Genomic DNA, 11887 nt, shown 5'->3' with positions numbered 1-11887 from the left:
CCAGCGACTCGTCTTGAGACAATAGGGCAGGTCTGAGCATGGATGGATTAAACCAACAAACAACAGCAGCGACATCGAACACCACTGATTTAGCCAACTCTGCTATCCCTATGACAGCTATCCATATGACAGCAGCGGCAGCGGCGCAGAGTCTCCCCCTACGGCGACTGAGCCCCAACCTTGACCACTGGTATGTGGTGGCCCAGAGCAGAGAGTTGGGCGCTGCCCCCCTAGCGGCAACGCTGTGGCATCAGTCGATTGTGCTCTACCGCGATCGCGCGGGCCACCCCATCGCCGTAGAAGACCGCTGCCCCCACCGCCAGGTCAAGCTGAGCGAAGGCACCGTTGCGGGGGATAACCTCATGTGCGCTTACCACGGCTGGCAGTTTGCCCCCGACGGCACCTGTGCCCATGTACCCTATCTCGAGCCTCAGCAGAAGCTGCCCACCTGTACCCTCCGGCGATATCCAGTGAAGGAGCAGGATGGCTTCATCTGGCTGTTTCCCGGCCAGGCCGAGCGGGCGGAGCAGGTCGCGCCCATGGGCGTGCCAGAGTGGGCACACCTCAACTTCATCGGTTCGCTGGCCACCATCGACGTAGGAGCCCACTACTCGTTTTTAATTGAAAACCTGATGGACATGTACCATGGCCACCTGCACGGTGGTGCCCAGGTCTGGGCCAATCCGGTGCTGGCCGACTTAGAGGCCGACGATACCCGCGTCCATGCCCACTACGACGCCGAGAGCTACTACCGGATTGATAAAATTTGGTCAGCCAGTCAGCTCTTGATTCCGGCCCTGCGGCAGCTGCACCCCGAGCCGCTAGATGTCTACTACTACTACCCCCACTGGATGTCGACCCTGGGGGATGATTTTAAGATCTACTGTCTGTTTTGCCCCGTGAGCGAAACCCACACCCGCGCCTATCTGCTGCACTTTACGTCACTGGAACGGTTTCCCAACCTACACAAATCTCCCCTGGCGGTGCGGCGGTTCTTTAAGCGATCGTTTACCAACTCCGCCAGCTTCGTGCTGCGGCGGCTGGTGCGCGAAGACGTGCTCATGCTCGAACAAGAGCAGCAGGCCTTTGAGCAAAACCCCGCCTATCGAGGCCCCGAGCTCAACCGCACGCTGACGGCAGTCCAGCAGCTCATTCGGCAACAGGCGGGGGGAGGAGAGTGAGGAGTCGGGGACGTTAGGGCAATCCGCATCGGGCTGAGGTGAGTGCTTTGGGGAAAAGCGATTGGGGTTAAGGGTGTGGGTTCAGGATTAGGCCTAAAACCTTGTACCTTGTAGCTTGAACCCCTATCCCTCGTTTGCCGATGCTTTCTCCCGATATTCTGGCGCTCGATTTTGACGGTGTGGTCTGCGATGGGCTGCTGGAGTATTTTCAGTCGGCGTGGAAGGCCTATATCGAGGTGTTTCAGCCCGCTAGCTCCACGCCGCCAGCGGGGCTAGCTGAGCGGTTTTATCCCCTGCGTCCGGTGGTTGAGACGGGTTGGGAGATGCCGCTGGTACTTTACGCGCTAGTGAATGGAACCCTCGATGAGGAAATTCTCGCCCGGTGGTCAGATCTAGTGCCAGCACTGCTGGCCCAGGCCCAGGTGGAACCCAGTACCCTGGCCCTGGCCGTGGATGCAGTGCGCGATCGCTGGATTGGCAGCGACATTGACGGCTGGCTCAGCTACCAGCAATTTTACCCCGGCGTCATCGATCGCCTCCAGCAGGCCCAGGCCGCCGGGGTTGAGTTGGTGATTATTTCCACCAAAGAGGGGCGGTTCATTCAGCAATTGCTGGCCCAGGGCGGCATGGCGCTCCCCCAGGAGCGCATTCTCGGCAAAGAGGTCAAGCAACCTAAGTACGAGACCCTGCGCCAGATTACCGCCCATCAGCCCGAGGCAACACTGTGGTTTGTCGAAGACCGGGTAAAAGCGCTCCAGGCGGTTCAGCACCAGCCAGATCTAGGCGATGTGGTGCTGTTTTTAGCCGACTGGGGCTATAACACCGCCGCCGATCGCACCCTAGCTGAGCTCGACAGCGGCCTCCATAGCCTGACGCTGCCGCAGTTTTGTGGATCCTTTGCAGGCTGGCTAGGCCAGGATACCTAAGGGTGCGAGGCGATCGCACCGCCGTTACAATTGATTCCAGGCTTTACCGTAAAATTACGGAATCTTGTGAACTGACGCGATCGCTTAAATTGTTCGTGACGATTCTAGGCAGAACCTTCCGGATTTTCGCCTCAGCTTCAGAATTGGGAATAGACTCCAACGCCCATCGATAAAGCTCAGGTAAACGTCGCTGGGTTGTTCCAGCGTTGTACTTGCTATCTCTTAGGTGTTCCCCATGACCGACCTGTCTTCGCCGCTGTCAGAGGTTGCTGTGTCTGCGGAACCCGCAGGCACAGAAGAGCCGACACTGGCAGCAGATCTAGCTACAGCCGATAGTGCCCCACCCCTAGCACCTTCGTTAGCCACCGTATTTTTCTACGGCGGCAGTGCCGATGCCTCAGTACTCTATCGGGTTGACGCTGCGACGGGGACGCGAACGGCGATCGCCGATGCCCCCGAGTTGTTTCCTTCGGTGCTCAGCGGACTGTCTGTGGCCGAGCCAACGACGGTGGACTCAGCTACCAGTGAGCGGATGCCTCCTATATTTGCCCTAGTCGATGGCACCGAAGGCAAAAATTTTCTCATTGGTACCGGGTTTAGCGCCTTGTTTGGCTTAGGCGGCGATGACCTACTGTTAGGCGGTGCTGCCCCCAGCCTGGTCTTTGGCGGCCTCGGCAACGATACGCTGCGGGGCGGCATCGGGGATGATGGGTTGTTTGGCGGTGCCGACAACGACACCATCGACGGCGGCGCCGGTAACGATCTGCTCGCGGGGGGCGACGGCGACGACATTCTCTACGGCGGGGCGGGCACCAACACCCTCACGGGTGGCGCTGGGGCCGACATTTTTCGCATCGGGCCGCTCAAGCCCCCGGCAGCACCGCTGGTGGGCGAGGCCGAGCCCATCGCCGCCGCCCCCGACACCATTACCGACTTTAGCCCTGAGGATAAACTCAACTTCAGCCTGCTAGCTGGCGACCCCGCCTTCGCTGGTGTGAATCTAGCCTCGTTCTTGAGCTTTGTGCAGGTGGGCGCCGATACCCATCTCCAGGTGACAACGCCCCTCGGCCAAGTGACCACCGAGGCGGTTCTACTCAATGTCGCGGCAGACACCATTACTGCTGACCAACTGACCTTTACGACGCCTGCTGGGCTGCCCATGCTGAAGTAAGCACCGTGCGCAGTAGACAAATAGTCAGCCCCCGGCTCCCCTCAAGGAGTCCATCCCAGGTTCAGTGTCTCGCTTTCCGGTAGCATCGAGACAGAGGAACTTGGGATTATCTCTGGCGGGCCACGGTGGCCTTAGCCCGAGCCCGGGTATGCCTCTGGCTCAAGTGGCCTATCCACCTATCAGACCGGGTATGACACTATGCTTGAGGCCCAGCTAGAGCAGTTGGCCACCTATTTGGCCGGGGAGTTTGACAATCGCCAGCAATCTCTCGCTGAACCCATCTGGTACCTGCATTTGCGGCTGTGGCATCGGCCTTTACCCAGGGCTCTATTTGGCCAGGGCTATAGCTTTTTTATCGAGCAGGTGAGCGTGGCGTCGGGGTCAGCCCCCTACCGCCAGCGCATTTTGCACCTGAGCGATCGCAACTATCAGCTCTGGGGCCAGTACTATGGCCTGGTAGACCCCGTCGCCTACAGCGGCGGGGCCACAGATCCCGCTCGCCTGGCCAGCCTCACCCGTGCCGACCTGGTGGATCTGCCCACCTGCGGAGTGAGCATTGAGTACCAGCCCGATCGCGAGACCTTCAGCGCCCGTCTGCCCGACGATAGCCTCTGCAGCTTTACCATTGACGGCACCACTACCTACGTGCGGCTGAGATTCGAGGTTGGCCCTGGGACATCTACCCCTGGTAGCCCGGTGGTCTTTCAAATGAGCGATCGCGGCGTTGACCCCGCCACCGGCAAAGCCACCTGGGGGCCGCAGATGGGGCCGTTTCGTTTGCTTAAGCAAGTCGCCTTTGACCTGCCCGGGTGATGGGACGTCAAGGGTAAGCTGACTGCGCCGGGGCAATTATTCGGTGTTACCCTGGAGCGACGCCCGCCGCTGAGACCCCTACATTAGGGAGGCCAGCGGGGCGAGCCTGGTTATCACTACCCCGTTCTTTTTTCGACTGTCTTCCCGTTGAGCCCCCATGGAGCGCGACTTTCTCATTCTGACGGTTTACTTCATCTGCATGGGCTACGTCATCTATCAGATGGCGCTAAGCCTTGAGCAAGACCTGGAAGACCAGGTAGTACTGGTAGCCGACGGGGAGACCCTAGAGAGCACTGTGCGATCGCAGCTGGTGCGTCAGGGCTTTGCCGAAACCACCGCCACGGTGCTGAAACCCGGCTCAGGGCCATTACCTAAGGGAGTTTCCCTACGGCTGGCGGTGCCCGAGCCCAGAAGTCTGGCTCCGGTTGAAGGCACCGCCAAACCCCAAGGTGACGGCGAGATCGTCATCCAGGTGCTGCCCCAGGGGCCCCACCCGCTCCAGCCCCTGGTCGGGCTGACGGTGCAGGTGGTCAACCAGAGCCGCGCCATTCAGGTCACCGTCGACTGGGATCGCAGCTCCATTACCCGCACGACCAACGAAATTCGCCGGGTAATTCGCCATACGCCAGGCATGCGCCTCGACCTGGCCTTGCCCCAGGTCACCAGCGTCGTCAACCCCAATCAGTTTCTCAGCACCCAGATAGCCAGCGAAGACTGCTTTGGCCGCAACCCCGATACCCAGGTGCTGCAAATTGCAGCTCCGGTGGTGGATATCCCTAAGATAGCCAAGCTCAAAGCCCCCCTGCGCAACTATTCCCTAGACCTAGTCGTGCAACTCATGCCCTTTGGCGGGCGCGGTGGGCGATCGGTGGTGCTACTGCTGCCCTTTCGCTTTACCGTAGAGCTGCTGCCCGATCGAGCCGCCATTCCCATCTTCAATTGGATTTTGAAGCGATAGGGGCAGGGGGCTAAATATCGAGGTCTTCCATCTTCATGCGGGGGCCGTAGGTCTCGATAAACTCGCGGCGGGGGGCGACGCGATCGCCCATTAAGATCGTAAAAATGCGATCGGCCTCGGCGGCGTCTTCGATCTCGACCCGCTTCATGGTGCGGGTGGCCGGGTCCATGGTGGTTTCCCACAGCTGCTGGGGCATCATTTCGCCCAGACCCTTAAACCGCTGCACCGTGTAGTTGGCATTGGCCGGAAACTCATTGGTGATCAGGTTTTGCAGCTCGCGCTCGTTGTAGCAGTACCAGTGGTTGCGGCCCCGCTCTACCTTATAGAGGGGCGGGCAGGCAATGTACACATAGCCCTGATCGACCAGATCGCGCTGGTAGCGGTAGAAGAAGGTCAGCAGCAGGGTGCGAATGTGGGCCCCATCTACGTCGGCGTCGGTCATCAGGCAGATGCGGTGGTAGCGCAACTGCGACGCGTTAAACTCTTCGCCGCGAATGCCCATGCCCAGGGCGGTGATCAACGCCTGAATCTCGGTGTTTTTGTAAATCTTAGAGTCTTCGGTTTTCTCAATATTGAGAATTTTGCCCCGCAGCGGCAAAATGGCCTGAAAACGGCGATCGCGCCCCTGCTTGGCGCTGCCGCCCGCCGAGTCACCCTCAACGATAAAGATCTCCGACTCGCTGGGGTCGCGGCTGCTGCAGTCGGCCAGCTTGCCGGGCAGGGTAGACGACTCCAGCACCGACTTACGACGCACCAGATCGCGAGCTCGTCGGGCCGCCTCAGCGGCGTTAAACGATTGAATCGCCTTCTCTAGAATGGCGTCGGCCACGTTGGGGTGGAAATCGAGGTACTCGGTCAGGGCTTCGCCCACCAGCGAATCAACAATGCCGCGCACCTCGGTGTTGCCCAGCTTGGTTTTGGTCTGGCCCTCAAACTCGGGGTCGGGCACCTTGACCGAAATAATCGCCGTCAGCCCCTCGCGAATGTTCTCCCCGGCCAGGTTGGAGTCGCCGTCTTTGCGCTTGTTGCGCTTGCGGCTGAAGTTGTTGAGGGTGCGGGTCAGCACCGCCTTGAGCCCCTCTAGGTGGGTACCGCCGTCGATAGTGCGAATGTTGTTGGCAAAGCCCAGCAGGTTGTCGGAGTAGGCGTCGATACACCACTGCAGCGCCGCCTCCACCTGTACCCCATCGCGCTCAGAGGAAATGTGGATAATCTCGTCGTGGATGGGCTGCTTGTCGTGGTTGATGTACTGTACGTACTCAATGATGCCGCCCGCGTAGTGGTAGGTCGACACCTTGGGGGTATCAGACTTGAGTAACTCTAGGCGGTAGTCGGTGAAGATCACCTGAATGCCTGCATTCAGATAGGCCAGCTCCCGCAGTCGCCCGCACAGGGTGTCGTAGTCAAATTCAGTGCCGTTGTGAAAAATCTGAGTGTCGGGCAAAAACGACACCGAGGTGCCCTGGCGTTTTTCAGCGATTTTTTCTACCGCCAGTTCGCCGATGGGCACGCCCCGCTCAAAGCGCTGCCGGTGCACCTTGCCCTCGCGCCACACCGTAGCCTCGACCCACTCCGACAGGGCATTCACCACCGAAATGCCCACACCGTGGAGGCCACCGGACACCTTATAGCCGCCGCCGCCAAACTTACCCCCGGCGTGGAGCACCGTCATCACCGTTTCGAGGGCCGACTTGCCGGTGCGGGGGTGAACATCGGTGGGAATGCCGCGCCCGTTGTCGGTGACGGTGACCGAACCGTCGGCGTTGAGAGAAATGTCGATGCGATCGCAGTGACCGGCCAACGCTTCGTCTACGGAGTTATCGACAACCTCGTACACTAGGTGATGGAGTCCACGGGGCCCAGTGCTGCCAATGTACATGCCTGGACGTTTACGAACAGGTTCAAGCCCTTCTAAAACCTGAATCTGCTCAGCACCGTAGTTGGTTGTCATGTTGTACGCTCCAAAAATGGGCCTTAGGCCACCCGACTACCCAATCAGACTAAAACGCTAGAAGATTATAGCACAAAGCGGCCACAGCGGATTCTAGGGCAGCTTCAGGCGAAGAATGAACCAGGGATGCAACTACCAAAATTTTCTCAGTTAAAACCACAGCTTCAAAACCAGGCAGACTATAGTTCAATTGTACCGCTCTTATTGGTCATTGGCGGGGCGACGGCCACCGGTAAGTCAGCCCTGGCGATCGCCCTAGCCCAGCGCCTTGGCGGCGTCATTCTCAGTGCCGATTCCCGACAAGTATATCGAGAGTTTGATATCGGCACCGCCAAACCGTCCCAGTTTGATCAGGCCCAGGTACCCCATTATCTAATAGATATCTGCGATCCGACGGCAACGCTAACATTGGCCCAGTATCAAGGACAGGCCCAAGCCATCATCGATCGACTGCATCGGGATGGCATTCCTCCTCTACTGGTGGGCGGTACGGGTCTCTATATAGATGCGATCGTCAAAGGGTTGCGAATTCCACCCGTGGCCCCGCAACCTGACCTCAGGCAGCAGTTTGAGGCCCTAGGCCAACCCCACTGCTACGCCTTGCTCCAGAAACTCGATGGATGCGCTGCCCAGCGCATTCACCCCAACGACCCCGTCCGCACCGTCCGCGCCCTGGAGGTCTACTACGTCACCGGCCAGCCGATGTCTGCCCTCCAGGGAGAGTCACCCCCCAGCTATCCGGTGCTGTACCTGGGCCTCGACGCCGACATCACCGCCCTCGATCGCCGCATTGCCCAGCGCACCCAGGCCATGGTTGAAGCGGGGTTAGTCGAGGAAGTCACCGCCCTGGCCCAGCGGTATGGGGCTGACCTACCGCTGCTGCAAACCCTGGGCTACGGCGAGATGCTGCCATACCTCCAGGGCGACTGTTCGCTCGCGGCGGCAGTAGACCATATCGTGCTCCACACTCGGCAGTTTGCCAAGCGCCAGCGCACCTGGTTCCGCAATCGTGCCACAGTGCAATGGTTTGATGCCGATGCGGGGGATTTAGTCGAGCGGGTATGGCAGGAAGTCCAAGACTGGTGTCAGGTCAACCTGCCGTAAGTCCACTGCTGAAGGAAAGTAGGAGGATCGGGCTACTTTGAGGTGTTTTTAGCTGTAGATAACACCGGCTTGCCCAAACCATCTAAAGCTCAGGTGCAGCAAATCCGCACCGCTCCACAAACCCTAAAATTAAAGCGTGACGCTGCGCCTAGAGCATCGGTACAGTATGGCTAAAAACCCGGTTTCTTGGTCACTGCCCCAACGGCGTGACTGGCATTCTGGCCGAGAAACCGGGGTTCTGTACCGGCGTTCTAGTCAGAGTAGTCGCCGAGCTAATCAGCTGCGAAACAAGCGTGTATAAAGGGTTTCATGCTGCATGGTGGCCAGACTGGTACCCCAGCTGCTGAGGCCAAGGGTAGCGAGGTCTTGGGTGGCGATCGCGCGATCGCACACCTCCTCCAGCTGTGGGTATAGCCCCAGCAACATCTGCTGACCGACCGTCTGCCCCAGGGGAATCAGCTTTACAGCGCCGGTAATCAAGTTGGCGGCCCAGCTGTGCAGATAGCCCAGCACCGTCGATCGCCCGTCAATCTCCCACCTGGCCGCCACCAGGGCAAAGGCCACCGCAAAGTTGCAGGGGTTACCCACCGCCTGAAACCAGGGCTCAAGGTCGGGGTGTAGCTGGGTTGCCATGCGCACCAGAGCGCGGCCCATCGCCCAGCTTTGCTGACGGGTTTCTTCGCTGTCCCGCAGGGCCGAGAGCTGGTAGTTGAGGGCGACAACGGCTGCGGCGCTGGTGGCACCATCCAGGGCCTCTAAATCAGGTAGAAAGGCTTTGTGTACCAGGCCCACAGCGGCGGCGTCAATGGCCACCATGCCGTAGGCAAGCTCTTGCTCTAGCCAGTGGGTCATGGCCTCAGCGGTGACAACTGTGCCCTGTTCCACCAAGGTTTCTAGCCCTTCAGAATAGCTGTAGGCCCCCACGGGCAGAGTGGGGCTGGTGAGCTGTAACAGCCGCAGCAGGGCCTGGGCGTTAGTTGTGGTCATGGGCGTGGTCATGGGCGTGGTCATGGCCGCTAGAACGATAGGCTCCGGTTTCGGGCTCAAAGGGTAGGGTCGCGGTGGTCAAAACCAACCCACCCAGCTGACTCAGCATGGCTTCGAGCACCGGGTCAGGCTCCAGCATGAGGCGATCGGCGGCTAGCGCCAACGAAACGTGACGATTGCCCAGGTGATAGGCAGCCCGTACCAGATCAAAGCTCGACTGGGCCGTCACCACCACCACCGGCTCGGGCTTGGCAATAACTCGGATCCAGCTATCGGCATCGCTGCCCAACAGATCGCCCCCGCGCAGCACCGTGCCCCGGGGTAGGTTGAGATAAATTGGGGTGCCGTCGTCGGCAGTAAAACGATGGCGCGACTTGGCGCGATCGCAGGCCACGAGCGACAGGGTTGCTACCACTGGGATATCGGCATTGGGGGGCAGCAGACGGGTTACAGTCAGCACAGGGGCGCAAAGACAAGGCATTGGAGTAGCAAGCCTTTCTGTTTTACCACGGCAGGCGGACAGGTCAGCCATGATAGCGTTCAATAATAAAAGCAAACTGCAGCCGCGTTTGGCCGCTGTCCTTAATCTCGATACCTGCTGCCCCCACCTATGTCCACCATTGTCGTTGAAAGTCTGTTGATTGTGCTGCTGATCGTGGTCAACGGGGCGTTTTCGGGCTCAGAAATTGCCCTGGTGTCGGCTCGTAAAGCCCGTCTAGAGCAACGGGCTCGGCAGGGCAGCGCCAAAGCAAGGCTGGCTCTCAAGCTAGCCAATAACCCCAATGATTTTCTGTCAACCGTGCAGATTGGTATCACCCTGATTGGCATTCTCAGCGGTGCCCTGGGGGGAGCCAGAGTAGCCGCCCATCTGCGTCAGGCCCTCGACCAGGTGCCAACGTTACAGCCCTACAGCGAGGTGCTCAGTCTGTCGCTGGTGGTGGGGCTGATTACCTATCTGTCGCTGGTGGTGGGCGAGCTGGTGCCGAAGCGCATTGCCCTCAGCTATCCCGAGGCGATCGCCTGTCAGGTGGCCAGCCCCATGCAGCGCCTGGCCTGGCTGGCGGCCCCGCTGGTTACCCTGCTGGGGGTTTCAACCAGTGGCTTAGTCAACCTGATGGGGCTCAAAGAACGGCCCGAAGCTGCCATCACCGAAGAAGAACTGCGCCTGCTCATCGACCAGGGTACCGAGGCCGGCACCTTTGACGTGGCAGAGCAGGAAATGATGGGGCGAGTGCTACAACTAGGCGATCGCCCCGTTCGCGCCATCATGACCCCGCGCACCGATATTGAATGGCTGAATGTCGAGGCCTCCTTTAGCGAACATCGGCAGTTGGTTATGCAGAGCGCCCACTCTCACTTTCCGGTCTGCCACAGCAACATCGACAATTGCGTAGGGGTGGTGTCACTCAAGGCACTGCTGCCCAACTACCTCGGCCAAGAGAGCCAGCCCACTGCTCTACTCAACCTGCTGAAGCCGCCCCTGTTTATAGCCGAAAGCACCTATGTGCTCAAAGCATTGGAATTGTTTAAGGCATCGAGCACCCACTTTGCCATGGTGCTCGACGAGTATGGTGGCGTCGAGGGATTGGTCACCGTCAACGACGTGGTCGAGGCGATCGTCGGCGATCTGCCATCCTTAGGAGATGATGACGAGCCTATGCTGGTAAAGCGAGAGGACGGCTCTTGGCTGCTAGATGGGCTACTCCCGATCGACGACCTCAAAGCCCTACTCAATCGTGAACAGCTTGCGGAGGATGACGACAGCTACCAAACCCTGGCTGGATTTATGATTCACCAAATGGGGCGCATTCCCACCGCCGGAGACTTTATCGAGTGGGAAGGGCTGCGCTTTGAAGTCGTGGATATGGACGGACGACGGGTAGATAAAGTGTTGCTCAATAATCTTCCCGAACCGGGGCAAGCGACAGGGGTACCCCCCCGATAAAGGGCTACTGTCTAGCCGCAGTTTCAAGCAGCGTTGGCCATGGGAGCTTGATGGTCTAAAAAGTCTAGAGGATTGGCCATATTAGCCGCAAATCCGAGAATGCCGCGATCGCGATACTCGTACAGCAACTCGCCATCGGCATCCAACAAAAATGTGCCGCCCCGCTGGGTCAGGTAGGCGGCATTGGGCACGTAGGTGCTCCAGTGACTCAGCACTTCGGTCATATTCCGCAGGCGCAGGGTAGCCAGCTCAAAGGGGCGCTGAAACCCGCTCCCCCCAGCCCACCTAAAGGTTTTACCGGTCAGGGGCGGCAATGGCCCCGCCTGGACTGTTTCGTTGTCGCCGATTAGCTGGGGCGCACTGCGATCGCCCGTATAGCCCCGCAGCACCTCCCGCAGAGTGCCCGGGCTGGCCATGCCCGCGCACATCAACATCAGGTTGAGCCAGGCGGTCTGGCCTGGTTTCAGACCGGGGAAATCCAGCGTCAGCCCTGCGTAGAGCCCCAACTCCCGGTGCAGCTCAGCGGTTTCATCGACAAAAAGACAGTCAGCCGGGAAGCCACTGTAGACACAGAACTGCTGACCCGAGGCGCGATCGCCAATGCCCACCGCCCGCACTGCAATATGGCGCTGGGCCAAGGTGTCGGCGGCCCGCTGTAGCCACCAGGCAGATTCCAGACTGTCAAAGTCGCCCAGCTGTGGCCAGACCAACACCAGAATTTGGCTCGCCCCGTCACAGCCACCCAATAAAGAAGCCTCAACGCCATCGCTCACCCGCTGCCGCCGGGTCTGCAAAAAGATCTCGTAGCTATCCATCATCTCTCTCTGCCATCATTACCAGCACGAGCGCTG

11 protein-coding genes are annotated in these 11887 nt (G+C 59.6%); 7 read left to right on the top strand and 4 right to left on the bottom strand.

What is annotated here, in order from left to right; translation table 11 throughout:
• Window positions 1-110: 110 nt before the first annotated feature.
• The 5 genes from IQ254_RS02665 to IQ254_RS02645 all read left to right on the top strand — a co-directional run bounded on the left by IQ254_RS02665 (window position 111) and on the right by IQ254_RS02645 (window position 5049).
• On the top strand, window positions 111-1181 hold the full coding sequence (locus IQ254_RS02665) for an aromatic ring-hydroxylating dioxygenase subunit alpha (protein WP_228040010.1): 1071 nt from the start codon (window positions 111-113) through the stop codon (window positions 1179-1181).
• Window positions 1182-1321: 140 nt separating this feature from the next.
• A complete protein-coding gene (locus IQ254_RS02660; RefSeq protein WP_193964073.1) occupies window positions 1322-2107 on the top strand; it encodes an HAD family hydrolase in 786 nt (261 codons plus the stop codon).
• A gap of 235 nt (window positions 2108-2342) precedes the next feature.
• Window positions 2343-3278: a calcium-binding protein gene (locus IQ254_RS32335; RefSeq protein WP_193964071.1), complete on the top strand. Its 936-nt coding sequence runs from the start codon at window positions 2343-2345 to the stop codon at window positions 3276-3278.
• Between the two features lie 198 nt (window positions 3279-3476).
• Complete coding sequence (locus IQ254_RS02650) at window positions 3477-4091, top strand: chromophore lyase CpcT/CpeT (RefSeq protein ID WP_193964069.1); 615 nt, start codon at window positions 3477-3479, stop codon at window positions 4089-4091.
• A gap of 157 nt (window positions 4092-4248) precedes the next feature.
• A complete protein-coding gene (locus tag IQ254_RS02645) occupies window positions 4249-5049 on the top strand; it encodes a hypothetical protein (RefSeq protein ID WP_193964067.1) in 801 nt (266 codons plus the stop codon).
• 10 nt (window positions 5050-5059) lie between these two features.
• Here IQ254_RS02645 and gyrB read toward each other — a convergent pair whose 3' ends face one another.
• A complete protein-coding gene (gyrB, locus tag IQ254_RS02640; RefSeq protein ID WP_193964065.1) occupies window positions 5060-7000 on the bottom strand; it encodes a DNA topoisomerase (ATP-hydrolyzing) subunit B in 1941 nt (646 codons plus the stop codon).
• Between the two features lie 126 nt (window positions 7001-7126).
• On the opposite strand from gyrB, the gene miaA reads away from it, so the two are divergent.
• A complete protein-coding gene (gene miaA, locus IQ254_RS02635; protein WP_193964063.1) occupies window positions 7127-8104 on the top strand; it encodes a tRNA (adenosine(37)-N6)-dimethylallyltransferase MiaA in 978 nt (325 codons plus the stop codon).
• Window positions 8105-8380: 276 nt separating this feature from the next.
• On the opposite strand, the gene IQ254_RS02630 is transcribed toward miaA, so the two are convergent.
• Together IQ254_RS02630 and ureE are read right to left on the bottom strand one after the other, a co-directional pair.
• Entirely contained in the window at window positions 8381-9091 is a 711-nt protein-coding gene (locus tag IQ254_RS02630) for an urease accessory protein UreF (RefSeq protein ID WP_193964062.1), read from the bottom strand.
• Window positions 9078-9551: an urease accessory protein UreE gene (gene ureE / locus IQ254_RS02625; protein WP_193964060.1), complete on the bottom strand. Its 474-nt coding sequence runs from the start codon at window positions 9549-9551 to the stop codon at window positions 9078-9080. The genes IQ254_RS02630 and ureE overlap by 14 nt, the downstream gene beginning before the upstream one ends.
• A gap of 150 nt (window positions 9552-9701) precedes the next feature.
• Here ureE and IQ254_RS02620 point away from each other — a divergent pair, with 150 nt between their 5' ends.
• Entirely contained in the window at window positions 9702-11036 is a 1335-nt protein-coding gene (locus IQ254_RS02620; protein WP_193964058.1) for a hemolysin family protein, read from the top strand.
• A gap of 23 nt (window positions 11037-11059) precedes the next feature.
• Here IQ254_RS02620 and IQ254_RS02615 read toward each other — a convergent pair whose 3' ends face one another.
• Window positions 11060-11851, bottom strand: a complete 792-nt coding sequence (locus IQ254_RS02615; protein ID WP_193964187.1) for a peroxiredoxin-like family protein — start codon at window positions 11849-11851, stop codon at window positions 11060-11062.
• Window positions 11852-11887 lie beyond the last annotated feature (36 nt).

It is taken from the genome of Nodosilinea sp. LEGE 07088 (genome assembly GCF_015207395.1).
Taxonomy (GTDB): domain Bacteria; phylum Cyanobacteriota; class Cyanobacteriia; order Phormidesmidales; family Phormidesmidaceae; genus Nodosilinea.
Note: the sequence above shows the minus strand (reverse complement) of the source record. Positions and strands in the feature narration are given on the sequence as shown.